Source organism: Methanofollis formosanus, from assembly GCF_019633745.1.
Lineage (GTDB): Archaea > Halobacteriota > Methanomicrobia > Methanomicrobiales > Methanofollaceae > Methanofollis > Methanofollis formosanus.
The window spans coordinates 1139624-1165868 of sequence record NZ_CP037968.1; the positions used below are offsets into that span (position 1 = coordinate 1139624).

The following is a 26245-nucleotide window of genomic DNA, read 5'->3' on the forward strand; positions in this document are numbered from 1 at the left end:
GACAATGTGGCAGGCCAGAGCCCCGCCACTCCCCTCACTGCCGGCCCATCTTCTTTCGTGCCAGGGCCTCCACCCGTGCAAGATCGACCGGTTCGCCCACCTCGAGGAGCCCGGCGTTCACCGCCTCCTCAAAGAAGCCCCGGCCAGTCGAAGTCCTGATGAGCAGGGTGGTGTAGCCCGCAGGACTTCCCACCGCCCCCGCCGAGATATCGGCCCCCCACGCCGCAAAATCGGTGCAGTGCCGGCACCCCTCCGGTATGCATGTCTCAAGTTCGTCGAGCGGGAGCTCGAAGGTCCGCTCGCCGGCCGTCACCCTGAGACTCCCCCGCACATCCATCCTTTCGATCTCCCAGGGTTCGATCCCGAGTTCGCCTCTGACCTTTCCTTCCATCAACCGCTCGTAGTCGAAGGTCTCGGTGCAGAAGAGCCCGACCACCAGGCGGACCGCCCTGGCATAGGGGGCATGGAGGTCGAGTCCGCTCGAACGGATCCGTGCAAGGGCCGCTGCTGCACACGGCAGGGCGACGACGGCGACCCGCCGGTACTTGCGGACGACCACCGCCTCCTTGAGCGCCGCAAGGAGCGGCACCCACCAGTTGTACCTGCTTCCGGCCTGGGCGACGAGCGCCTCCTTCCCGGTGATCACCACCGACTGCGGCTTCCTGGTCCAGGGGTCCTCTGCAACCGTGACCACGGCGTCGACCAGACCTTTATCGAGGGCGTTGACCAGGAGGGCCGTCACCGCCCCTCCGCTCTGCCGGCCAGGGATCGGGAAGGTCGCCCGCGCCGTCACCGCCGAGCGATAGTCCCCGAGCGGATCGGCGGGCCGACTCAGGCCCTCCACCCGCGGGCACGCGAGATAACAGGAACCGCACGGCACATCGTCCGCCTCCATCTTGCAGTACCTCGGGGGCTCAGGGTGGGCGGGCGAACCGGGCGGGAAAGTGAAGGCGTCGACCGGGCAGACCGCCGTGCAGGCCCCGCACCGGGTGCAGAGCCCCTTTTCCCAGACTTCGCGTTCCAGATCTTTGTAATTCTTCTCAGCCATCGTCTTCACTCCCACGTATATTTCCCGGCAAACGGCCTGGCGCTCGCCGGTCCGATCCTGGTGTACTCGTCCGCCAGGAGGGACGCCGCATCGCACCCGAAGTGCCGGCAGTACTCCTCGACGAGCGGCCTGATCCGGGTGCGCTCCTCCTCGCCGAAGGGCTTCTTCACCGCACCCACGGCCAGACACCGGTCGTCGACCTCGCCCCTGACATAGATCTCGCCGCCATGGATCCCGCTGGCAAGCCCCCGTTCGGCAAAGGGCTCTTTTGAGCCCCGTCTCAGGAGGAGGATCGTCCCGCCGGCCATATATTCGCCGAGGAAAGCCCGCGCCTCCCCGCCGACGACCAGGTACGGGTGGCGGGCATTGTAGGCCTTCATGTGGATCCCGCCGCGGTACCCGATATCGTCCCTGACAAAGACCATCCCGCCCCGCATCGAATGGGCGACGGCGTCCCCCGCGCTCCCGTGGATGACCAACCGTCCCGCCTCCATCGTGTTCCCGGGCGCATGGTCGGCATTGCCGTGGACGAACACCGTCGGCCCCCGCATAAACATCCCGATGTCGCCGCCCGGCACACCGTTCACCGTGAGCGTCACCTCGCCCACCAGACCGTCGGCGATGAACCGCTGGCCCAGCACATGCTCGAGGACGATCTCGTCCTCGCCGGCGGCCACCGCCTCGCGCACCTGCCGGTTGAGGGGGGTGTAGTGAAGATCCGTCGCATCGATTCTCATAACCATCTTCACGCCCCCGCCGGCACGACATCCAGCACCTGCAACATCCCCTCGTCGAGCATATAGCCGCGCAACCGGTCGCGGTTGCCCCGCAGACTCTCGATCGCGTTGATCCCGGCTGCGCCCATCAACTCGGAGACCTCCATGGTCCACGCCTCGATGAGGTTGGCGACATGCACCGCCTCCTTCTCCGGGTCGAGACGGGCGACCAGGTCGGGGCGCTGGGTGGCGATCCCCCACGGGCAGAGCCCGCGGTAGCAGTTGCCGCAGACCCGGCACCCCATCGCCACCAGGGCCGCGGTCCCGATATAGATCGCGTCGGCACCGAGGGCGATCGCCTTGGTCACATCGGCGGCGTTCCTGATCCCGCCGCTCGCGATGACCGAGATCTCGTTTCGCACCCCCTGATCGCGGAGTTTGGCGTCCACCGCCGAGACCGCCGCCTCGATCGGGATGCCCACGTGGTCGCGGAAGACCTTCGGCGCCGCCCCGGTCCCGCCGCGGAAGCCGTCGACCACCACGGCGTCGGCACCCGACCTGGCGATCCCGGCCGCGATCGCCGCGGCGTTGTGGACGGCGGCGATCTTGACGAAGACCGGCTTTTTCCACTCGGTCGCCTCCTTGAGCGAGCGCACCAGCTGCGCCAGATCCTCGATGGAGTAGATATCGTGGTGGGGCGCCGGACTGATCGCGTCGCTCCCGAGCGGGATCATCCTGGTGCAGGAGACGTCGGCGCAGACCTTCTCGCCGGGGAGGTGCCCGCCGATCCCGGGCTTGGCGCCCTGTCCGATCTTGATCTCGACGGCCGCTCCGCGTTCGAGATAGTCGATCCCGACCCCGAACCGTCCCGAGGCCACCTGCACGATGAGGCGGTCCTGGTACGGGTAGAGGTCAGGGTGCATCCCGCCCTCGCCGGTCCCCATAAACGTCCCGGTCTTATGCACGGCCCTGGCCAGGGCGAGCTGGGCGTTGAGCGAGATCGCCCCGTAACTCATGTGCCCGATCATAATCGGGGTCTCGAGCATGAGGTTGGGAGTGAGCTTCGTCTCCAGTTCCACATCGCCGGCCCCGGTCCGGGAGAACTCCAGCTTCCTCGGCTTCTTGCCCAGATAGGTCCGCAACTCCATCGGTTCCCTGAGCGGGTCGATGGAGGGGTTGGTGACCTGGCAGGCATCCAGGAGGAGGCGGTCGAAGATCGAAGGGAGAGGTTGGGCATTGCCCATCCCGGCCAGGATGATCTTTCCGGTCCGCGCCTGGTTGAAGATCGCCTCCCGCGCCTCGGCGGTCCAGACCGGGTGGGAGCGGTAGTCCACCGGCCGCTCCTCCAGGCTGATCGCATCGCGCGGGCACATGGCGATGCAGCGATGGCATGCCGTGCAGTTCCTGGAGACCGCGGTGATCCGGTCCCCTTCCCATCGGAACGTCCCATACGGGCAGTTCTCGATGCACCGCCCGCACTCCATGCACCGGTCGCGGTCGATGGTGACCCGGTACTTCACAGGGACACTCCCGAGCACCATCAGCGCACCCTCCCGATCACCGGTTCGCCGGCGCCAGGCATCCAGACACGGTCCAGTTCGGGGGCCATTCTGCGGATCGCCGCTTCTTCGCTGGAGATGTAGAGGCGGTCCCCCTCCTCGGCGGCGACCAGGGGCCTGAGTTTGATCCGGTCGGTGAACCCGACGATCCCGTCGCGGTTGGCGACCACGATCGCAAACGGGCCGTTCATCATCGCAGAACCGTAGGTGAGACGGATGGCCCGGTACAGGTCTTTCTCACGCTCGGGCATCTCGTCGATCTCGTCCCAGAACGGCGGGGCAAGCGCACGGACGGCGAGTTCATCGTCGAGGCCGTGCCGCCGGGCCAGCAGGTCGACCAGGTAGGCCACCACCTCGGTGTCGGTGAACATCGTGCACTTGTACCCGAAACTCTCGATGTACCGGCGGTTGGTACCATAACTGGTGATCTCGCCGTTGTGGACGACGCTCCAGTCCAGGAGGTTGAAGGGGTGGGCCCCGCCCCACCAGCCCCGGGTGTTGGTCGGGTAGCGGTTGTGGGCAAGCCAGATATAGCCCTTATAGTCCTGGATACGATAGAAGTCGGCGACCTCTTCGGGCCATCCGGCCGCCTTGAAGACCCCGATGTTCTTGCCAGAGGAATAGATCAGGGTCCCGGGTATTGTGGTGTTCACCTTCATCACCAGATAGGTGACGATGTCCTCCTCGGGCGAGGGGGTACCGGTCATCAGCGAGGCGTCGGGCCTGAAGAAATAACGCCACGGGGTGTGAACCTTCTTCAGGCGCGGCTGCTCGTAGGTCGGGATCTCTTCTTCATGGACGATTGCTCCCCAGGTCTCGAGGAGGGTGTCCAGCGAAGCCTTGGTCTCGATGATGTTGTCGAAGAAGACATGGAGGGCGTAGCAATCGGCATACTCAGGATAGGCACCGTACACTGCATACCCGGCACCTTCCCCGCTGCCCCGTTCATTCATCATCGAGAGAGCATCTTTGATTCTGGCGCCGTCCATCGCCGCCCCCGAACGGTCGACGACGCTGATGATTCCACACATAATCCGCTCCAGCACCACCCGACAGGGTGGCGGTGCTCGTTACCCATAGCTCCAGTAACCATATATAGTATTGGGTGGAACCATGTTTCCATTATGCCAGCCGACGAGGTTACAGCACTGCTGGAGAGAATCGAAGCAGACGGCGTCAAATTCATCCGTCTGCAGTTTTCCGACCTCCAGGGACAACCGAAAAACGTGGCGATCCCCCCCATCCAGGCAGAGAAGGCACTGACCGATGGCATCTCATTCGACGGTTCATCGATCGAGGGTTTCGCCAGGATCGAAGAGTCCGACATGGTGCTGAAGCCCGACATGGCGACCTACACCCTCCTCCCCTGGAGGAAGGAAGAAGGACGGGTCGCCCGTTTCATCTGCGACGTCCATCTCCCGGACGGGAGGCCGTTCGAGGGGGACCCGCGGCAGATCCTCAAGAAGGTCGTGGCCGACGCCGCAAAGGACGGATACGAGTTCAACACCGGACCCGAACTGGAGTTCTTCCTCTTCAAGATGATCAACGGCAGGCCGTCCCTCGAGTTCCAGGACCATGGCGGCTACTTCGACCTCGCCCCCACCGACCTCGCCGAGAACGTGAGGCGGGCCATCGTCCTCGCGCTCACCGAAATGGGCTTCGTGGTCGAGGCCTCGCACCACGAGGTAGCCAAGAGCCAGCACGAGATCGACTTCAAGTACGGACCCGCACTCCAGACCGCGGATAACGTGGTCTCCTTCAAGTTCGCCACCAAGACGATCGCCCTCATGAACGAACTCCATGCCACCTTCATGGCCAAGCCGATCTACGGGATCAACGGGAGCGGGATGCACACCAACTGTTCGCTCTTCAAAGACGGCGAGAACGCCTTCTATGACCCCGACGCACCGCGCCAGCTCTCGGAGACCGCCCTGCACTTCATCGGTGGCGTCCTGAAGCATGTCAGGGGGATCACCAGGATCGCCAACCCGACCATCAACTCGTACAAGCGCCTGGTGCCGGGCTACGAGGCCCCGGTCTACATCTCGTGGAGCGCCTCGAACCGGACGGCCCTCTGCCGCGTTCCCTCGCCCCGCGGCAAGTCCACCAGGATGGAACTGCGCAGCCCGGACCCGACCTGCAATGCCTATCTCACCTTTGCGGTCATCCTCGCCGCGGGGATGGACGGCGTGCGCAACCGGATCGAACCGCCGGTAAGCGCCGACCAGAACATCTTCGAGCTCTCGAAGGAGGAGAGACTGGCCGCCGGGATCGACACCCTGCCCGACAACCTCCTCGAGGCGAACGAGTACCTGCTGAAGGACGAACTCCTCTGCTCGGTCCTCGGGCCCCACGTCGTCGAGAACCTCACCAGGCTTGCCGAGATGGAGTGGGACAGTTACCGGTCGATGGTCCATCCCTGGGAAGTGGACCAGTACTTCTACCAGCACTGAGAGAGATCTCTCCTCTTTTTTCAGTCGCGCTCCGGCTCCGCTCCGGGCCACCACACCGGCCCGTTTCAGGAGGGGACCGGCTGCCTGAGCGGCAGAAACCTATTTATGCAACCTCCCCAGAGTTCAACGAGTTAAATAACCCCAATATGGGCCCATATTTTAATATTGCGTCAATAATGTACTTAAAATAAAGATCTGGCCAATTTAAGAGCATTTTTCACCCAATCACCCATATCTATCACATAAATAATTCACAGACTGGTTGAACTATGTACCGAAGTAAACAAGATTTCTATACCCACGCGGCCGCCCTGGCCGTGGCCGTCACGCTTCTCTGTTGCGTGCTGGTCATGCCCGCGGCCGCAGAGGACACGGGCCTCGGGGCGGCGGTCGACGCTCCGGGTCTTGTATGGACGACCGACACCTCCACGAAGGCGTGGACGGTCGATACCGAACACGCTGTGAAAGGCGGGAGCTCCGTCAGGAGCGGGCCGGATTTAAGCTTTGGCGACTCGAAGATCGAGACCACGGTCATCGGCCCCGGCACGCTCTCCTTCTCCTGGGATGTCCACTCTCCTTCAAGCGACTATTACAAGTTCTCCATTGACGGCACCGATCAGAAGCAGATCGGAGGCACCGAGTCTGTCTGGACAGAGGAGTCCTTCAGGATCGCTTCTGGCGAACACACGCTCACCTGGACCTATCACAAGGGGGGTTTCGGTGTCAAGAACGAGAATGGCGGATGGCTCGACGCGGTCACCTTCACCGCGGGCGACTACACCGACTTCTCCGCCAATGTCACTTCGGGTATGACGCCCCTGGCCGTGCAGTTCACCGACCTCTCCACCGGCGACGTGAGCGAATGGGAGTGGGACTTCGGCGACGGCTCAGCGCACGTCACCACCCAGGACGCGACCCACGTCTACGAGAAGGCCGGCACGTACGAGGTCACCCTCACCGTCCAGAGAGCAGGAGCCTCTGAGACCGAGACGAAGAGCGGGTACATCACCGTGCTCAAGAGCCAGACCCTTGCCGAGGCCGTGGACGCACCCGACCTCACCCTGACCACCGGCGGCGACGCGGAATGGTCTGTCGATACCACCGAGAGTGTCGCCGGCGAGACCAGCATCAGGAGCGGTCTGCTCGCGAGTTCTCAGTCCACCCAGGTGGAGACCACCGTCACCGGGCCTGCGACCCTCTCCTTCGACTGGAAGGTCAAGCCCCAGAAAGTCATGTGGTCCACGTACGGCGAACTCGAGTTCGCGGTCGACGGCGCGACCTCCTCCGACGACCTCTATAAGAAGATCCGGTCGGACGACGGCTGGCACCACGAGACCTTCGACCTCGGCGACGGGGAGCACACCGTCAAATGGACCTACTCCACCACATCCTCGGACAAACCCGAGAACGGCGGATGGATCGACAACGTGACGGTTGAGTCCGCAACGCCCAAACCGCCTCTTCCCACCCTGGGCGAGGCCCTGGACGCCGCTGACCTCACCTGGACCACCGGCGGCGACGACGATTGGGTCGTCGAGGACGGCAACGGCTTCGGCGGCAGTTGCGCCAGGAGCGGCGAGGCCTTTTACGGTTGTGACGGTTCCTGGATCGAGACCACCGTCACCGGGCCGGGCACCCTGAGTTTTGCCTGGAATGTCTCGTCAGGCTACGACGAGAGCGAAGACCTCAACGACCCCTGGTCTTCCGACCTGCTCAGGTTCACCATCGACGGCGAGACTCAGAAGAACATCGCCGGCGAAGACTTCGCCTGGACGACCGAGTCCTTTACGATCGGCGAGGGCGAACACACTCTCAGATGGCACTATCTCGAAGCCGGCGGGAACTATGCCGGCGAAGACCGCGGCTGGCTCGACCACGTCGCCTTCACCCCGAAGGCGCCCGCGCCAACCACCCTCAAAGCGGCCCTGGACGCCCCGAACCTTGAGTGGGCCACATCCGGAGCATCAGAGTGGACCATCGACACGGCGAACGGCGTGAAGGGCGGCGGTTGTGCACGGAGCGGCCCTCTCACTTATTTCTACGACCAATCCGACCTCATGACCTCGGTCACCGGTCCGGGCACCCTCACCTTCTGGTGGAATGTCTCCTGCAGTGAGTGGGACAGTTTCTACCTCGCGATCGACGGGGAAGACACCGTCGACATCGCCGGCACCGACCGCACCTGGGAGGAGCGGACCGTCGAGATCGCACCCGGCACTCATCAGCTCACCTGGTCCTTCATCAGGATGAACTATGATGAGCCCGAAGGCGAGGACTGTGGGTGGCTTGACAACGTCTCCTACACCCAGGAGATCGTCACCGCCTTCACCGCCAACACCACCGCCGGCGACGCCCCCCTCGCCGTGCAGTTCACCGACCAGAGCACCGGCAACCCGACCGCCTGGCACTGGGACTTCGGCGACGGCACCACCTCCGACGAGCAGCACCCGGCCCACATCTTCGAGGCCGGCACCTACGACGTCTCCCTGACCGTCACCAGAGACGGCGTGGAGGAGACCGGGGCGAAGACCGGGTACATCCACTCGATCGGCGAGGTCACCCTTGCCGAGGCCTTCGACGCCCCTGACCTCGCGTGGACCACCGGCGGCAACGCCACCTGGTCGGTCGTGAAGGGCCCCGAGTATGTCGGGTACAGTGCCGGCAAGAGCGCCGGGGCACTGGCCTGTAGCCAGAACTCCTGGGTCCGGACCACGGTCGCCGGCCCCTGCATCCTCTCCTTCGACTGGAAGGTGAACCCCGGCAAGTACTCCGGGATGCCTCTGGGCAAGATGGAGTTCGCGGTCGACGACGCCGACCAGTACGACGATCTCTACAAGAAGATCCAGTGGGCCTCTGACTGGTCCCATGAGACCTACCACATCGGCCACGGCACCCACACCATCACCTGGACCTACTCCACCTCCATGACCGAGAAGGAAGAGAACGGCGGCTGGCTCGACAATGTCACCTACACCTACGGCGGCGGCGAACCGGTCGTGGACTTCGTCACCAACGTGACCGAGAACCGCGGCATGGCACCCCTGGCCGTCGAGTTTGCCGACAACTCCACCGGTTTCCCGACCGCATGGAACTGGGACTTCGGCGACGGTTCGGCACCGGTCACCACCGAGAGCGCCGCCCATGTCTATACCAGGCCGGGCGAGTACCCGGTCACCCTGACGGTCACCAACATCGTCGGGAAGGACGCCGACGGGAAGGTGGTCCTCGGCACCGACACCGTGACGAAGACGGTGACCGTCGTCGAGGCCATCCCGCTCGGCACCGCGGTCGACGCTCCTGAACTCACCTGGACGACCGGCGGCGACGCCGGCTGGTTCACCGACATCTACTGTGCCCTGACAGGCGGGAGTTCCGCGAGGAGCGGCGTCATCTCATCCAGGGAGAACACCTCCTGGATCGAGGCGACGGTCACCGGCCCCGGCGTGCTCACCTTCAACTGGAACATCAACGCCACGGCCTTCACGTACTGCGGATTGCTGGAGTTCTTGGCCGACGGGACGAAGGTCTCAGAGATCAAGGGGACTCAGCAGGGCAAATACTGGCCTGGCGTGTACTATGAGGTCCCGCCCGGCGAGCACGCCCTCAGGTGGACCTACTCCAACGAATACCGGTACAAAGAGGGCGACTGCGGTCACCTCGACAACGTCACCTACACCTTCGGCGCCATCCTCCCGACGGCCGCCTTCGAGGCCAACGTGACGCGGGCGATGGCCCCGGCGACGGTGCAGTTCAACGACACCTCGGCCGGGTGCCCGACCGCATGGTCCTGGGACTTCGGCGACGGTGCGACCTCTGACGAGCAGCACCCGACCCACACCTACGAGAAGGTCGGCGAGTATCAGGTCACCCTGACGGTCACCAACGACGCCGGCACCAGCAGCACGACGCAGACCATCGCGGCCGTTCCTTTCGCCACTCTTCCAGAAGCCGTCGAGGCCCCTGACCTGGAGTGGTCCACCGGCGGCGCTGCTGACTGGTTCGTCGACGTCGACTGCGTCCACACCGGCACCACCTCGGCACGGAGCGGCGCCATCGAGGGCGGCAAGGAGTCCTGGCTCCAGGCAAACATCACCGGTCCGGGCTACCTCACCTTTGCCTGGAACGTCTCCTCTGAACCCAGGCACGACTACCTGAGGCTCTTCATCGACGGCGAGGAGGAGAAGAACATCTTCGGCTTCCCTGAGAACTGGACCGAGGAAGAGTACAGGCTCGGGTTCGGCACGCACGCCGTCAGGTGGGTGTACGAGAAGGACTACAACTCGGACATGATGGAGGACTGCGGCTGGCTCGACAACGTCACCTTCACCACGATCGACGACACCGACTTTGTCGGCAACGTCACCTGGGGCGAGGTCCCGCTCACCGTGGACTTCACCGGGTATTCGACCGGAAACCCGATCCACTGGGCCTGGGACTTCGGCGACAAGGAGTCGGCGGTCGGCAGGAACCAGACGCACACCTACACCACGCCCGGCGTCTACAACGTCACCCTCATCGTGCAGAAGGACACCGCCCCTGAAGGGCAGATGGAGGTCAAGAACGGCTACATCACCGTCACCCCGACCTTCGAGGATGCGCTCGACGCCGCCGACCTCGTCTGGACGACCGGCGGGGACGCACCCTGGTTTGTCCAGTTGAACGAGACCTTCGTCGGCGGGAGCTGCGGGCAGAGCGGTGCGATCGACGAGCGCAACCAGCAGACCTGGATCGAGACCACGGTCACCGGCCCCAAGAACCTCACCTTCGACTGGCAGGTCTCCTCCTATGAGGGCTACTCGATGAAGTCCTCGGACGTCCTCGCGTTCTCCATCGACGGCGAGATGCAGAAAGAGATCGCCGGTACCGATGAGGGGTGGCAAACCGCTGAGTACACCCTGGCGAAGGGCGAACACACCCTGCGGTGGATGTACGAGAAGCGTTCATACAGCAGCACCGCCGGGGAAGACTGCGGGCGGCTCGACAATGTCGTTCTCACCGACATCGCCCCGGTGATCTCGTTTGCCCCGGCCACGGCGACGGTCGCCGCCGGGACCGAGCGCGAGGTCGCCATCGTCGCCGACCACTTCCCTGACGGCCTGAAGAACTATTCGATTACCGTCACCCTCGAGAACGACCGTGCCCGGATCACCGGCGTCGACGTCGCCTCCATGACCGGCGCATCCTCACCGTCCGGCCTGCCCGGCACCACCGTCACGTTCTCCGCGAGCGACGACGGCAACACCGTCGAGGCAGGTGCGGAGAACGTCCTCCTCGCCACCCTGAAGGTCAGGGGCCTCACCGACGGCACGGCCGGGATCACGGTCGGCGACGTCGTGGTCTACACAGACAGCGGCGAAGAAACCAGTGTGATCTGCACGCCGGGCACCATCGACGTCGTCGGGCTCTCGCCCCTCCCCGGATGTGTCAACATACCCGGCGACGATGACGGCGACGGCCTCTTCGAGGACGTGAACGGCGACGGCACCCTGGACACCGACGATGTCGGGGCCTACTTCGAACACTTCGAGAGCATCTTCTCGCAAAAGAACCCGCGGGTCTTCGACTACAACGGCAACGGCCGGATCGACTTCGACGATGTCGTGACGGTCCACCGCTCCATGGAGACCGACCGAGCATGAGACAGGTGGCTTGAGTTATGAATACCAGCATACTGAAAGGTCTGGCAGGCGCACTCCTCTGCGCCTGCCTGCTCCTCTGGGCCGCGGCCCCGGCAGCCTCCGCACTGGAGGTGACCGAGGCGCCGCTCAACCCGGAGTTTGTGAAATATCTTGAGGAGCAAGAGGCACCGGCCGACCGCATGATGACGGCCGCGGCCGCTTCAATCGAAGAAGGCGAAAGCACAGACGAGATCTGCGGCGAGATCCCCTCGCCGGTGACCGTCGCCTGGCCCGAGGGCAGCGAGGTGCAGACCACCTCGGCCTTCAAGCCCGCCCCCTCTGAGAGCCGTTATGACCTTCGCGACGAGGGCCGGGTCGGGTCGGTGAAGGACCAGGGACACTGCGGGAGCTGCTGGTCGTTTGCGGCCATCGGTTCCCTGGAGTCCACCCTCCTCCCTGGAGAGGTCTGGGACTTCTCCGAGAACAACCTGAAAAACACCCACGGCCTGGACTATACCCACGTCGAGGGTGGGAACGCCTATATGGCCACCGCCTACTTCTCCCGCTGGTCGGGCCCGGTGAACGAGTCCGACGATCCCTACAGCGAGGTCTCGGGCGTCTCCCCCACCGGCCTCACCGTCCGGAAGCATGTCCAGGACGTGGACTTCCTCCCGGTGCGGAAAGACCGTTCCAATGTCACCCTGATCAAGCAGGCGGTCAAGGAGTACGGCGGGGTCTACTCCTCGATGTACTGGTCGAACGGTTTCTACGACGAGGGGCATGCGAGTTACTATGACCCCTGGCTCGTCGGCGGCGGCCACGCCGTCCTGATCGTGGGCTGGGACGACACCTACAGCAAAGAGAACTTCACCTTCACCCCGCCGGGCGACGGTGCGTTCATCGTGAGGAACTCCTGGAACACCGACTGGGGCGACGACGGCTACTTCTACCAGTCGTACTATGACGCCGACCGCGGCTGCAAGGCGGTCTTCACCGCAGAAGATACCGACAACTACCGCGACGTCTACTTCCACGACCCGCTGGGCTGGACCTCGGCGGTCGGGCTGGGGAGCGAGACGGCGTACGCCGCCAACGTCTTCACCGCCACCTCGGGCAACAGCCTGGGTGCGGTCGGGTTCTTCACCCCGGCCCCGAACGCCGCCTACGAGGTCTCGGTCTACGTCGACCCGACCGACGGCCCCCTCTCGGCGGACGGGCCGGTGACGACCATCTCCGGCACGCAGGTCCTGCCCGGCTACCACACCCACCCACTCGCAACGCCGGTGCCCCTGAAACCGGGTCAGAAGTTCTCGGTGGTCGTCAAGCTCACGACGCCCGGCTACTACCAGCCGCTGGCGGTTGAGAAACCGATCGCCGGGTTCTCGACCGGCGCAAAGGCGTCGGCCGGCGAGAGTTATGTCAGCGCCGACGGCGTCGAGTGGGACGACCTCACGACCAGAATGCCCAACACCAACGTCTGTCTGAAGGCCTACTCCGTCTACGAGGAGCCGAAACTCTCGTTCAGTACCGCCCATTCATCTGTGAATGCAGGTGACGAGACCGAAGTCCCCATCACCATGAGCCGCGCCCCCTGGGGTCTTGCCGGTTACGAGATCGACGTCTCGGTCGCCGACCCAGAGGTCGCCACGATCACCGGCGCCTCCTACCCGGCCTGGGCGACGCTCAACCTCTCGCGCGAGACCGACGACGGTCTCATGATGCGGGCGGTCGACCTCGACGACGCCGTCCATGCAGGCGACGAGAACGTCGCCCTCGGCACGGTCAGGGTGAAAGGCCTCATCGGCGGAGCATCGGACCTGGAGATCGCCGTGCGGCAGATCGACGCCGACGGCGGCGACCTGGTCACCACCACGGCGAACACGAGCAGCGTTACGGTCGCCCCCGCCGGCGACAGAGAGCAGGCCGAGAAGGCGAAGCTTGACGTGCCCGGATGCACCTTCGCCGGCAGGAACGTCTCGGTGAAGAACTCCGGAGATGTCCAGGTATCCGGGGACAGGAAGAGCATCAAAGTCTCCGGGAACTCCTTCGACCTGACGATCAGGACCACCGGAGAAGTGACCGAGGAGGACGGCATCTTCAACGGCACGGTCGAGCGCGTCGTCCTCCAGACCAGAGCGCTCGCGGTCAGGTCAGAAGGGGCCGGCGAGGTCCGCGGCTCGGTGATGGCAGATCTTACCGGCGTGCCCCAGGGTGCGGCCGTCACCACGGCCCTGAGGAACGAGGCCGGGGCCGGGACAATGGACATCTTCGAGCGTGCGGCCGGAGAAGAGGGACTGACGATCGACGCCTTTGCGGCGTCCCTTGAGGTCCGGACCGCCAACCTCAACGACGGCGAGGAGATCACCGGCGCCACGGTGCTGATGAGCGCCCCGACCGCGTGGGTGGAGGCGCACGGCGGCGCAGAGAACGTCACGGTCATCCGCTGCAACGACGGAAAGGCAACACTTCTCCAGACTCGTGTCCAGGTGACCGAAGGCGGTATGACCACCTTTGCCGCCACGTCGCCTGACGGATTCTGTGAGTTCGGGCTGGTCGCCGTCTCGGCGGCACCGGTCGAACCGACACCGGTACCGACCACCGAACCGACGCCAGTGCCGACGACTACCGAGCCAACACCGGCACCTACAACCACCGAACCCGCCCATGTCTCCTCACAGAGCAGCGGCGGCAGCAGTCAGTCGGACACTGCGGTCGGCGCGGCAGATTCCCTCCGTGCGGGAGAAAACGTCACCCTGACGATGCGCACCACGCCGGTCACGGCGGTCACGCTCAGGACGAAAGAAGACATCGACGGCCTCATGCTCTCGGTGAAGAAGGCCACGCTCCCGTCGGCGGCCGACGCCCCTGAAGATGCGGTCTACGCCTACGTGGAGGCAACCCTGTATCGCACGACCGAAGACCGCCTCTCCGGCGAGACCATCGCCTTCGCCGTGCCCACGGCATGGATGAAAGCGCACTCCTGCACGGCCGACGACATCGGGCTCTTCAGGTACGTCGACGGTGCATGGAAGCCTCTCGAGACGGTATTCACCGGTGAGAACGGCGGCATTGCATACTTTGCTGCGGAAAGCGACGGTTTCTCCACCTTCGCCATCGCCGCAACCGCGGGGACGCCCGAGACACCGGCACCGACCGTGACCTCGGCAAGCGCCGAATCAGGTGCGGTGACCCCGGCAGAGACCGATACGGTCCCGGCGACGACGACGCAGAAGTCGCCTCTGCCCCTCTGGGCCGCGGCCCTGGCGATCGGCAGTGCCGCTCTCCTGGCACGGAGACACTAAATCTTTTTTTTTGCCCTGGAGAATCGGGCATGAACCCCTGGCCCAAGCATATGGGATGAATGTTGAAATCATCCGGGTTGGTCTCTCAGCGGGGGGCGGCGATGGAACAAGGCCTCCACCAGTCCTCCTGTCTTGAAAAAGAGAGAGCAAGCGGCGAAAAATGTTCATCGCGTATGTTTGAGCCAGAGGTTCATGCCCGATTCTACAAAGTCAATCGCAGATATTTTTTGTCGGGGCGCATTATCATATTCCAGGTGAATCAGTCCATGGTACGGCTTACATGGGAGACCAGGCTCGGAATTTTTCTGGTCCTGGCAAGTGTTGCGATCTATACAGTGAAGTTCCTCATCCTCGGAACCCCGGAGAACACCTATTACTATATCTTCAATGCCCTGGGTTTTCTCCCGATCAACGTCCTGCTCGTCACGCTCATCTTGAACCAGCTCCTCACGGTGCGGGCGAAGCGGGACAAACTCCAGAAACTGAATATGGTCATCGGAACCTTCTTCTCTGAAGTCGGGACCAGTCTGCTGGTCAGACTCTCGGACCGCGACGCCGGCCTGAACGCGATCCGGTGCGACCTGGTGGTGCGGGACGACTGGTCTGAGAAGGAGTTCGACGAGGTCAGGGCCTGCATCACCGACCACACCTATCAGGTGACGGTGGACGCCGGGGAACTCGGTGAGATCCGGTCGTTTTTGATCCAGAAACGCCCCTTCCTTCTGCGTCTTCTGGAGAACCCGGTGCTTCTCGAACACGAGCACTTCACCGAGGTGCTGCGGGCGGTCTTCCACCTTGCCGACGAACTCGAACGCCGCGACGACCTCGCGCATGCCCCGGCGACCGACCTTGCCCACCTGAACAACGACGTCAACCGGGCCTACCGCCTGCTGATCGTCCAGTGGCTTGACTACATGGCATATCTCAAGGAAAACTATCCGTACCTCTTCTCCCTCGCGATGCGGACCAACCCCTTCGACGAGCGCGCCTCGCCGGTGGTGCGCGAGTAGGGGGAACCGCCCCCACCCCCTCCCCGCAGGGTCCGTGGGTGCCGACCGGATCCCGCCCCGGCCGTCAGAGAAAGATTATCTGTAAAGAACACAGATCCAGGGCCGGGGGACGGAACGATCGATACCGGCACAGAAGGGCGGCGGACGCTCATCATCTCGAACAGGCTCCCGTACAGCATCCGGCAGGACGGCGAGAATTTCAGCGTGGAGCCGAGCATCGGCGGACTTGCAACCGGACTTGCATCCTATTACCGCGACCACAACTGCGTCTGGGTCGGGTGGCCGGGCGCCGACTCGGGGGCACTCGGTGAGGAGGGGATGAAAAAGGTCGGCGCCCTCATGGAGGACCGCGCCTGCATCCCGGTCTTCCTCGACGCCGGGGCGGTCGATGCCTACTATGACGGCTTCTGCAACTCCACCCTCTGGCCGCTCTTCCACTATTTCCATACCAGCAGTACCTGGGACCTCCCGTCCTGGGAGGCCTATCTGCAGGTGAACCGGGCCTTCTGCGAGGCGGTCGTCCGGGAATACCGGTCCGGCGACATCATCTGGGTGCATGACTACCACCTCCTCCTCCTCCCGGCCATGCTCCGCACGAAGATCCCGAAGGCCACCATCGGGTTCTTCAACCATATCCCCTTCCCGTCCTACGAGATATTCAGGATCCTCCCCTGGCGTCGGGAGATCCTGGAGGGCCTCCTGGGCGCCGACCTCATCGGCTTCCATACCTACGACTATGTCCGCCACTTCACCGACAGCGTCCGGCGGATCCTGGGATACCAGCATACTTCGGGCGAGATCCTGACCGGGAACCGTCTGGTGAAGGTGGATACCTTCCCGATGGGCATCGATTATGCGCGGTATTCCAGAGCGGTCGAGGACCCGGCGGTCAGGGAGGAGGCGGCGCGGCTGCGCCGGAAGTACGGCGGCAGACGGGTCGTCCTCTCCTTCGACCGTCTCGACTACACCAAGGGTATCCCGCAGCGATTGCGCACCTTCGACCTCTTCCTCCAGCGCCATCCCGAGTACAGGGATGGGATCGTCCTCATCGTCGTCGCCGTCCCGTCCCGCACGGCGGTACGCGAATACCAGAGCCTCAAACGGCAGGTGGACCGTCTGGTCGGCGAGATCACCGGGAGGCACGGTACCATCGACTGGGCGCCGGTGAGGTACCTCTACGACACCCTCCCCTTCGAGACGCTCGTGGCCCTGTACCAGATCGCGGACGTCGCCGTCGTCACCTCCCTGCGGGACGGGATGAACCTGATGGCCAAGGAGTTCGTGGCCACCAAACACGACGGCCTCGGGGTGCTGGTCCTGAGCGAGATGGCCGGCGCGGCCGCCGAACTCGGCGAGGCGATCATCGTCAACCCCTTCAACATCGAGGAGATGGTCGGCGCCCTCAAGGAGGCCCTCACCATGCCGGAGAACGAGCAGGTGCGGCGAAACCGCTGGATGCAGGAGCGGCTCAGGCGGTATCATCTCCTCCACTGGGCCAGGGACTTCATGCAACGTCTTGAGGCCACGAAAACGAGGCAGAGAGAACTGGAGGCCTCGCTCCTCTCGACCGAGCAGAGGGAGAGGTTGATTGAGGCATACCGGGTGGCCGGACGGCGTCTCCTCCTCCTCGACTATGACGGTACCCTCACCCCCTTTGCTTCCAGGCCCGAGCATGCCGTCCCCGACCCCGCTCTCCTCTCTCTGCTCGGTGCCCTGACGGCGGAGGAGGGGACCGAGGTGGTGATGATCAGCGGCCGGGACCGCCGGACCCTTGCCGAGTGGTTCGGTGGCCTGGACGTCGGACTCATCGCCGAGCACGGGGTATGGGCCTGCCGACCGGGTGGCGAGTGGCGGCTGACCGGTCCCCTCCAACGGGAGTGGAAGGAGGAGATCAGACCGGTGCTTGAACGCTATGTCGACCGGACGCCGGGTTCTTTCATCGAGGAGAAGGACTTCTCCCTGGTCTGGCATTACCGGATGGCCGACCCCGACCTCGCTTCTGCCAGGGTGAAGGAACTCAGAAGCATGCTCTTTGACCTCACCGCTCACCGCGACCTGGACATCCTGGAAGGGAGCCGGGTGCTCGAGGTGAAGAGTGCCGGCTACAACAAGGGACGGGCGGCGGCCGAGTGGCTGGATGAAGGGCCATGGGATTTTGTCCTCGGTGTGGGGGACGACTGGACCGACGAGTATCTCTTCGAGGCTCTCCCCGAGGGGGCGTGCTCGGTCAAGGTCGGGATGGGCCTCTCCAAGGCCAGAGTCCATGTGAGGTCGCTCAGGGAAGTGCGGGCCCTCCTTGAAGACTGCCTCCTGCCCGACGGCGGGCAAGAGATATAAGGGCGCGGGCCCTCCCGGAGGTGGGCGCGAGGATCCGCGCCGGGGGGAGACGTATGCGAAGCCTGGACGACTACCACGGGATCGTGAGCGACCGGCAGATCTACGAGATCTACCAGAAGGCGCGGGGCCTGACCGGCAAACATGTCCTCTGCATCAACTCGACCTACCAGGGGGGAGGGGTGGCCGAACTCCTCTCCTCGGTGGTTCCGCTCATGAACGACCTCGGCGTCGACATGGGCTGGCGGATCCTGCACGGCAACCCCGACTTCTTCACCATCACCAAGAAGTTCCACAACGCCCTGCAGGGCGCCGAAGTAAATCTCACCGAGATGAAGAAGAGCCTGTACGTGAGGGCGAGCCAGGACTTCAAGGTCTACACCCACATCGATCACGACTGCGTCGTCATCCATGATCCTCAACCCCTTCCTCTTGTCAGGTGCTGCCGCAAACAGCAACCCTGGATCTGGCGCTGCCATATCGACCTCACCGATCCGAACAAAGAGCTCTGGGACTATCTCAAACAGTATCTGCTGAGATACGACCTGATGCTCGTCTCCAACACGAGGTACCTCAGGGAGGACCTGCCGGTGGAGCAGCAGGTGGTCCACCCGGCCCTCGACCCGCTCTCCCCCAAGAATATCGAGATTCCTGAAGATCTGGCCGAGCGGTACCTGGAGAAGTTCGGCATCCCGACCGACAAGCCACTGATCACCCAGATATCGCGGTTCGACACCTGGAAAGATCCGGAGGGTGTCCTCGATGTCTACCAGGAGGTCGAGAAAGAGATGGACTGCCGGCTCGTCCTCTGCGGGAGCATGGCGACCGACGATCCGGAGGGGCAGGAGATCTTCGAGCGGGTGGAACGCAAGGCGGCGCAGCTTAGCACCAACGGCGACGTCATCGTCATCAACAGCGAGAACAACATCCTGGTCAATGCCCTCCAGCGGGCCTCCGACGTCGTGGTGCAGAAGTCGCTGCGCGAGGGTTTCGGGCTCACGGTCACCGAGGCACTCTGGAAGGGACGGCCGGTCGTCGCCTCGGCGGTGGGGGGCATCGGCCTCCAGATCACCGACGGCGAGAACGGGTTCCTGGTCGACCCGCAGGACATCAAAGGCTGTGCCGACCGGGTGGTCCAGATCCTCCAGGACGATGGTCTGGCCCGGCGCCTGGGGAAGAACGCGAAGAGGACGGTGAGGGAGAAGTTCCTGATCACGCGGTTGCTCAGGGACTGGCTCGATGTGCTGAATGATGTGATCCTGTGAAGGGGGACGCCGGAGAATTACGATGAGGTCATCCCAGAACTCTCCGACCTTGCTCTATGACGGGAAGAAGTTTCTGAAGTCCGGCGTCGTTCATGAGATTCTGCCGCCCTGCCCCCATCTTCGTCGTGGGGGTCCGGGGGGCGGCAATGAAGTGGTGGTCCCATGCGGTGTCCTGCTCAAAGAGGGAACAAGGATCCATGCACCGGAGACCACCAAGAATTTTCAATAGCGTATGCTTGAACCCGGGGTTCATGACGAATTACTATGAAAATCACCCTGAAGATCTGCTATGAAAGATTTTCATTCGGTATGCTTGAGGCGTCCTCTCACCTCATGCCGAATTCTACAAGCCCGAGAAAAAAAGAGTGCGTGAATTGTATATGCTGGAGATCGGCTCAGACCCAGCCGCGCAGCTTCATGGCGTCGACGACGCGCTTCATGGCCAGGGTGTAGGCGGCCTGACGCATGGAGATGCTGTGTCCCTGTGCGATCTCGGCGACCTCGTGGTAGGCACGGGTCATCTTCCGACCGAGACGGGCCTGGACGTCGCTCTCTTCCCAGCGGTCGAGGGAGAAGTTCTGGACCATCTCGAAGTACGAGACCGTCACGCCGCCGGAGTTGCAGAGGAAGTCGGGGATAACGGTGATGCCCCGCTGGAAGAGGATCGCGTCGCCCTCCGGGGAGATCGGACCGTTGGCAAGCTCTCCGACGATGGTCGCCTGGACCTTGTCGGCGTTCGTCTCGTTAATTGCGTTCTCGAGCGCCGCCGGGATGAGGATGTCGACCTTCAGGGCGAGGAGGTCGTCGTTGGTGATGTTCTCAGCACCCTCGAAGTCCTTGACCGAGCCGGTCTTTGCCTTGTGGGCGTCGAGCTTCTTGAGGTCGAGGCCTTCCTCGCTGTAGATCGCACCGCGGCTGTCGCTGACCGCAACGATCGTGCAGCCGAGTTCTGCGCCGATGGACGCCGCGAAGGAGCCGGCGTTCCCGTAGCCCTGGACCGCAACCTTCGCCTGGGCGAGGTCGATCCCGTGGTCCTTTGCCGCCTCTTTGAGGACATACCAGCCGCCACGGGCGGTGGCGTCGCCCCTGCCCACCGAGCCGCCGAGCAGGATCGGCTTGCCGGTGATGACACCGCAGGCATTGTGACCGACGAGGGTCGAGTACTCGTCCATCATCCAGGTCATGATCTGAGGGGTGGTGTAGACGTCGGGGGCCGGGACGTCGCACTCAGGGCCGATGTCCTTGTAGATCGCCCGGATATAGGCGCGGCTCAGCCGCTCGAGTTCGCCCTCGGAGAGTTCCTTGGGGTTGCAGATGATACCGCCCTTGCCGCCACCGAGCGGGAGGTCGAGGAGGGCGCACTTCCAGGTCATCAGGGCTGCAAGCGAGCGGATGGTGTCGATGGTCTCCTGGGGGTGGAACCTGATCCCGCCCTTCGTGGGGCCAAGGGCGCTGTTGTACTGGACACGGAAACCCTGGAAGACACGGACCGTGCCGTCGTCCATCCGTACCGGGAGGGCCACATGAATCTCCCGCATCGGGGTCTTGAGGAATTCCTCGACGTTCGGGGAGATACCGAGGAATTCGGTACACGAGCAGATCTGCTTCTTGACGTTTTCAAAGGGGTTCTCATTGGTCATTGGATTCACCAGTTTCCCTCTAATGATTAACCGTAATCAGGCTTATAGATGCCGAATGGCCCTAAGAATAATTTCTTGAAGATATAGTTTAAAATGCCATCGATTCTGAATTCATGGGAGATATACAGGCATTATAACCCCCGCAGCACCGAAGGAAGGAAACTTCCTACCTGCGCTTGCCCGAAGGGGTGCAGAATAGCGAGAGAGCAGAGATGGAAACGCAGGTGATGAAAATAGGGCCCTGTTGAATCAACCATGAGGCGGGAAGACACCTCAGGCAGACCATATGAAAACCGTTCGAGGAGCTCTTCCGGATGGGGAGAGACTCCGGTCATGCTTCTCTCGACATTTTCCCCTTCACGATATGGCGGGGAAGGGGACATCACACATTCGCCGCCCCGGATCCCGGGCACGAAGATTGAACCGGGAAGGCACCATTGATGAATCTGAAGAGGGGGGCGCCGCCCTCGTCCCAATCCCGATGCTGGGAAACCCGGGGTGGCCAACCCCCCACAGAGATAACCATCCAGGGCTTTGTAGAATTCACCATGAACCCGCGGCTCAAGCATACGCGATGAACATTTTTCGTCGCTTGCTCTCTCTTTTCGGCTATGTAGAAATCATCTTGATGGTTCTCTTCGACGGGGGGCTGGCCGCCCCCCGTCGTGGGGGGTTCCGGGGGGTAAAGCCCCCCGGCGCGAGACGGCGGTGAAGAGTCTGCGATTGTAGGCGGCGCATCGGATCATCACGCCTTCCGAAACCCGATGCCGGGGGCGCTGCCCCCGGACCCCGGGGACGAAGATAGCGACGGGGCGGCAGCAATCTCTTGAACGACGCCGTACTTCAGAAACTTCTTCCCGTCATAGAGCAAGGCCGGAGAGTTCTGGGATGACCTCATGGTGAATTCCACAAAGCCCACGAAGAGTTCTATGGACCCGCCCGAACCGAACGTCTCATGAACGATTCAACCGATCAAAAAAGAGGACGAAAGAACCCTGAGGCTCTATTCACCCGCTGCCGACTCCGCCTCCATCATCAGGGAGCCGAAGATGAGCCGCTCCAGCACCTGGGCGACATACTTCATCCACTGCGTCTGCTCGATGTTCTCGTAGCGGTGGATGTCGGCATAGACCTGGAGACGCACCAGCGCAAAGCGGAGACGCTCGAGGTCCGGGTCGGGGAGGGCCGAGGCCGCAGCGACGATCGGTTCGAGGCGGTCAGGGAAGGTCGCAATGTCGGCCAGGACCGCGGCGATCTCGGTATAGATCTCCATGGGCTCCCCGGCCCCCCGGAGCACCCGGAGAAATTTTTCCATTTACTCCTCGACGACTTTGACGAGGTTCTCCATCACGGCGTCGATCGCCTTCCAGGACGGCGAATCGTTGTGCCTGTTGATGAACGGCCTGCCCTCGTCGCCGGCCTCGCGCATCGCAGGGTCGATGGGGATCGCACCGAGGTACGGGACACCGAGTTCCTCGGCCGCGATCTTGCCGCCGCCCTTGCCGAAGATGTCGATCTCCTTGCCGCAGTCGGGACAGATGAGACCGCTCATGTTCTCGACGATCCCGAGAACCTTGAGGTCGAGCTTCTCAATGAAGCGGACCGCCTTGCTTGAGTCGAGCGTCGAGACCGCCTGCGGGGTGGTGACGATGACCGCACCCTCGATCTGCGGGGCGAGCTGGATGATGGAGAGGGCCTCGTCGCCGGTGCCGGGCGGAAGGTCGACGACCAGGTAGTCGAGGTCGCCCCAGTTGACGTCCTCGAGGAACTGCTTGATCGCCGTCATCTTCATCGGACCGCGCCAGATGACCGGGGTCTCGCCGTTGGGGAGGAGGAACTCCATCGAGACCACCGAAAGGTTGCCGGTGGCATGGACGGGCTCGATCTTGTTGCCGGCGACCATCAGCTTCTCTCCCTCGACACCGACCATCTTGGGGACATTCGGGCCGTGGATATCCAGGTCGAGGAGACCGACGTTCTTGCCGTGGTTCGAGAGGGCGAAGGCGAGGTTGACCGAGACCGTGGTCTTGCCCACACCACCCTTGCCTGAGAGGACAAGGACCACATGCTTCACGTTCATCTTTACCTTCTGCGGGAGGCCGCAGGTGGCCTGCCCGTTCTCGTCCTTCTTGGCGCTCGGGCAGGTGCTGCAGTTGCCGTCACACTCAGATCCCTGTTGAGATTGATTCTCTGCCATGACTATCTCCTCAATTTGTGTGCTCTCAACACTTCTATAAGTATCTGTTTGCGCGGGCCTTAAATAGTTTAGATCCGGGCAACAGACCCGGGAAAGAGACCGAAACCCCGCGCTCCTCCGATCCCGCCTGCTTGCAGGGGTTTCAGGTTAAGTTTATCTTGCTGACGACGCCCATGAGGGACGGGGAAGGGAGTATGAAAGGGTATGCCGACCGTCTCCTTGCGGTCGACCTCACCGCGGGGAAGTGCAGGGCACGTCCGTATCCGGACGAGTGGAAGCGCGACTACCTCGGTGGCCGGGGCCTTGGGGTGAGGCTCCTCACCGAGATGATCGACGCATCGACCGAACCGCTCAGCCCTGAAAATCCGCTGGTCATCGCCACCGGCCCGCTGACCGGCAGCGGTGTCCCGCTGGGATCGCGCTTCGACATCGTCACCAGGTCGCCCCTGACCAGGACGCTCACCAGTGCGAATTCAGGAGGATTCTTCGGGAAAGAACTGAAGAGAGCAGGGTTCGACGGGATCATCGTCACCGGCCGGGCCGAGCGGCCGGTCTATCTCTGGGTCAACGACGGGGCCGCCGAGATCAGGGATGCCTCCGGGTTGTGGGGGAAACGGGTGAGCGAGACGGTGCGTGGGATCGAGGCCGAGACCCTCGGGCCCTCGACCGAGGTGCTCTGTATCGGGCCGGCCGGAGAGCGTCTGAGCCCCATCTCCTCGGTGATGAACGAGACCTTCAGGTCGTCGGGGCGGGGCGGCGTGGGGGCGGTGATGGGAGCGAAAAACCTCAAGGCCGTCGCCGCACGGGGCGAACAGAAGACCGAGGTCGCCGACCCCGAAGGGTTGAAAGAACTGAAGGCCTCCACCAGGGCAAAACTGCGGGAGAACCCGGTGACCGGCATCGGTCTCCCGACCTACGGGACGGCAGTCCTGGTCAACATCATCAACGAGCACAACATCCTCCCGACCAGGAACTTCCAGCGCGGCTACGACCCGGAGGCCGGGGCGGTCTCGGGAGAGGAACTCGCCGAAACCTATCTCAAGAACAAAAAGTGCTGTTACTCGTGCATGGTCTGCTGCGGGAGACTCACCGAGATCGACGGTGTCGAAGGGGACGGCCCGGAGTACGAGACCGTCTGGGCCTTCGGGCCCAACATCGGGTGCCACGACCTGGGGATGGTGATCAGGGCGAACAACCTCTGCAACGAACTGGGCCTGGACACGATTTCGGTCGGCGGGGCGATCGCGGCGGCGATGGAGATGAACGAGCGTGGGCACCTCGACACCGGGATCAGGTTCGGTGAGTGCGAGAAGATCCTCGGTCTCGTCGAATCGATCGGCGATCGGCAGGGGATCGGCGACGAACTCGCCGAGGGGAGCGCCGCCTTTACGCGGCGGCACGGTCACCCAGAACTCTCGATGAGCGTGAAAGGCCAGGACCTCCCGGCCTACGATCCCCGCGGTCTTCAGGGACACGGCCTGGCCTACGCCACCTCGGTGCGGGGCGGCGACCATGTCTATGCCTACCTCATCTCGCCCGAGGTGCTCGGCCTCCCCGAGGCCCTCGACCCCTTCACCAGCGAGGGGAAGGCGGAGTGGACGAAGGCCTTCCAGGACCTCACCGCCGTCATCGACTCGATCGGGATCTGTCTTTTCACCTCCTTCGCCCTCGACGCCGACGAATATGCGGCGCTGGTCAGGGGAGTGACCGGGATGGAGACGAACGCCGCCGACCTGATGGTGATCGGCGAGCGGATCTGGAACCTGCAGCGGCTCTTCAATCTCAGGGCCGGGTTCACGCGTGCAGACGACACCCTGCCGGCCCGTCTGCTTGCAGAACCGCTCACCGACGGTGCACCGGCCGGGAGGGTCTGGAGAAGGGAGCCCCTGCTCTCCGAATATTACCGGGCCCGCGGCTGGGACCGGCACGGGGTGCCGGACCCGGAGAAGTTGAGAGAACTCGGGATCAGCTGGGCGGCGCCGCTTCCCGCGACATGACCCAGAAGTAGAGACTCCCGAGGAGGCCGAGGAGGCCGGCAGTCCAGAAGACCCCGAAGACTCCGGCGACGTCCATGACGACGCCCGAGATGAGGGGACTTGCGATCATTCCGATGGAGAAGGCGGTGTTGAAGACGCCGAGCGACGCCCCCACCCCCCAGGTCCTGCCCCGCCGCACGGCCATGGAGGCGGCCGCGGGCATGGAGAGGGCGGTGCCGAGGCTTGTCGCCGAGCATGCGAGGAGGAGAGTGACGAAATCGTCGGTGAACGGGATGAGGAGAAGGGCCACCGAGGAGACAAGCGACCCGGCAAAGACCAGGCTCCGCATCCCGCCGCGGTCCGCACGTTCGCCAGACGGGATCTGGAGAACGGCGATGGCCAGGATGTGGACGAAGAGGAGGATCCCGACACCCTTCGGTCCGATCGCAAGCGTCGAAGCGAAGATCGGGACAAAGGCAAGGATCCCGCCGCGCCCGAGGGCGTGGACCCCCCTGAAGACCAGGAGCCCTTTCATGCCCGGATCGGCGGCGATCGCGCGGAACGAGTGCTTTGTTGCGGCCCGGGCCGGTGCGGGGGCGGCCGTCCCCGGGGGGAGAGCGACGGCGAGGAGAGCGGCCGCACCGGCGACCAGGGCCATCGCGGCGAACACCCCCTCGACCCCGGCGTGCTCGCTGATCACTCCGCCGATGAACGGCCCGGTGGCCATGCCCAGGTAGATCGCCGTGTGAAAGATCCCCATCGCCGTCCCTTCCCGGCCTGGCGGCGCCGCCTCGGCTATGCTCGCCATGCCGACGGTGATCACCACCGCGGCCGCCGCACCGTGGAGAAACCTCACCAAGAAGAGTTCGGGGGCGGTCACCGCAAAGGGGTACAGCGCCGAGACAACGGCAAACCCGAGAAGCCCGGCGACGACAAACCACCGCCGCCCTTCGCGGTCGGAGAGCGCCCCGGCATAGGGCGAGAAGATCCCGCGGGCGAGGGGGAAGGCCGCAAAGATGAGGCCGAGGAGCAGACCGGAGGCGTCGAGCATCCCGGCATAGTAGGGCATGAGCGGGCTGATGACGCCGAGCCCGGCCATGGACGCAAAGACCGCCACCGAGGCGATC

At 63.7% G+C, this 26245-nt stretch carries 15 protein-coding genes; 7 read left to right on the top strand and 8 right to left on the bottom strand.

What is annotated here, in order from left to right:
- Positions 1-34: 34 nt before the first annotated feature.
- Genes E2N92_RS05155 through E2N92_RS05170 form a run of 4 tightly spaced genes read right to left on the bottom strand, consistent with a single transcriptional unit; the run spans position 35 to position 4354 of the window.
- Positions 35-1048 (bottom strand): Coenzyme F420 hydrogenase/dehydrogenase, beta subunit C-terminal domain, encoded by a 1014-nt coding sequence (locus E2N92_RS05155; protein WP_220682622.1) that lies wholly within the window; start codon positions 1046-1048, stop codon positions 35-37.
- 5 nt (positions 1049-1053) lie between these two features.
- Entirely contained in the window at positions 1054-1791 is a 738-nt protein-coding gene (locus E2N92_RS05160; protein ID WP_220682623.1) for a GltB/FmdC/FwdC-like GXGXG domain-containing protein, read from the bottom strand.
- 2 nt (positions 1792-1793) lie between these two features.
- The gene (locus tag E2N92_RS05165) at positions 1794-3305 is read right to left on the bottom strand and encodes a glutamate synthase-related protein (RefSeq protein ID WP_220682624.1); all 1512 of its coding nucleotides are present in this window, start codon (positions 3303-3305) and stop codon (positions 1794-1796) included.
- Positions 3305-4354 carry a class II glutamine amidotransferase gene (locus E2N92_RS05170; protein WP_220682625.1) on the bottom strand — a complete coding sequence of 350 codons (1050 nt, stop codon included), beginning with the start codon at positions 4352-4354 and terminating at the stop codon, positions 3305-3307. The genes E2N92_RS05165 and E2N92_RS05170 overlap by 1 nt, the downstream gene beginning before the upstream one ends.
- Before the next feature lie 93 nt (positions 4355-4447).
- Between E2N92_RS05170 and glnA the strand changes: the two genes are divergently transcribed.
- The 6 genes from glnA (at position 4448) to E2N92_RS05200 (ending at position 19305) form a co-directional block, all read left to right on the top strand.
- Positions 4448-5776 carry a type I glutamate--ammonia ligase gene (gene glnA / locus E2N92_RS05175; protein WP_220682626.1) on the top strand — a complete coding sequence of 443 codons (1329 nt, stop codon included), beginning with the start codon at positions 4448-4450 and terminating at the stop codon, positions 5774-5776.
- Positions 5777-6045: 269 nt separating this feature from the next.
- On the top strand, positions 6046-11415 hold the full coding sequence (locus E2N92_RS05180; protein ID WP_220682627.1) for a PKD domain-containing protein: 5370 nt from the start codon (positions 6046-6048) through the stop codon (positions 11413-11415).
- Positions 11416-11432: 17 nt separating this feature from the next.
- Positions 11433-14696 carry a lectin like domain-containing protein gene (locus E2N92_RS05185; protein WP_220682628.1) on the top strand — a complete coding sequence of 1088 codons (3264 nt, stop codon included), beginning with the start codon at positions 11433-11435 and terminating at the stop codon, positions 14694-14696.
- Positions 14697-14962: 266 nt separating this feature from the next.
- Positions 14963-15706, top strand: coding sequence for a hypothetical protein (locus E2N92_RS05190; RefSeq protein ID WP_220682629.1), 744 nt, complete (start codon positions 14963-14965; stop codon positions 15704-15706).
- A 153-nt stretch (positions 15707-15859) separates the two neighbouring features.
- Positions 15860-18043, top strand: a complete 2184-nt coding sequence (locus E2N92_RS05195) for a bifunctional alpha,alpha-trehalose-phosphate synthase (UDP-forming)/trehalose-phosphatase (protein WP_281425803.1) — start codon at positions 15860-15862, stop codon at positions 18041-18043.
- 53 nt (positions 18044-18096) lie between these two features.
- The gene (locus E2N92_RS05200; protein WP_220682630.1) at positions 18097-19305 is read left to right on the top strand and encodes a glycosyltransferase; all 1209 of its coding nucleotides are present in this window, start codon (positions 18097-18099) and stop codon (positions 19303-19305) included.
- A 395-nt stretch (positions 19306-19700) separates the two neighbouring features.
- Here E2N92_RS05200 and E2N92_RS05205 read toward each other — a convergent pair whose 3' ends face one another.
- The 3 genes from E2N92_RS05205 to E2N92_RS05215 all read right to left on the bottom strand — a co-directional run bounded on the left by E2N92_RS05205 (position 19701) and on the right by E2N92_RS05215 (position 23142).
- Positions 19701-20945, bottom strand: coding sequence for a Glu/Leu/Phe/Val family dehydrogenase (locus E2N92_RS05205; RefSeq protein ID WP_220682631.1), 1245 nt, complete (start codon positions 20943-20945; stop codon positions 19701-19703).
- Between the two features lie 1003 nt (positions 20946-21948).
- Entirely contained in the window at positions 21949-22260 is a 312-nt protein-coding gene (locus E2N92_RS05210; protein WP_220682632.1) for a hypothetical protein, read from the bottom strand.
- Positions 22261-23142 (bottom strand): Mrp/NBP35 family ATP-binding protein, encoded by an 882-nt coding sequence (locus E2N92_RS05215; RefSeq protein ID WP_220682633.1) that lies wholly within the window; start codon positions 23140-23142, stop codon positions 22261-22263.
- A 194-nt stretch (positions 23143-23336) separates the two neighbouring features.
- Here E2N92_RS05215 and E2N92_RS05220 point away from each other — a divergent pair, with 194 nt between their 5' ends.
- On the top strand, positions 23337-25139 hold the full coding sequence (locus tag E2N92_RS05220) for an aldehyde ferredoxin oxidoreductase family protein (protein WP_220682634.1): 1803 nt from the start codon (positions 23337-23339) through the stop codon (positions 25137-25139).
- On the opposite strand, the gene E2N92_RS05225 is transcribed toward E2N92_RS05220, so the two are convergent.
- The gene (locus E2N92_RS05225; protein ID WP_220682635.1) at positions 25108-26235 is read right to left on the bottom strand and encodes an MFS transporter; all 1128 of its coding nucleotides are present in this window, start codon (positions 26233-26235) and stop codon (positions 25108-25110) included. The genes E2N92_RS05220 and E2N92_RS05225 overlap by 32 nt on opposite strands.
- Positions 26236-26245 lie beyond the last annotated feature (10 nt).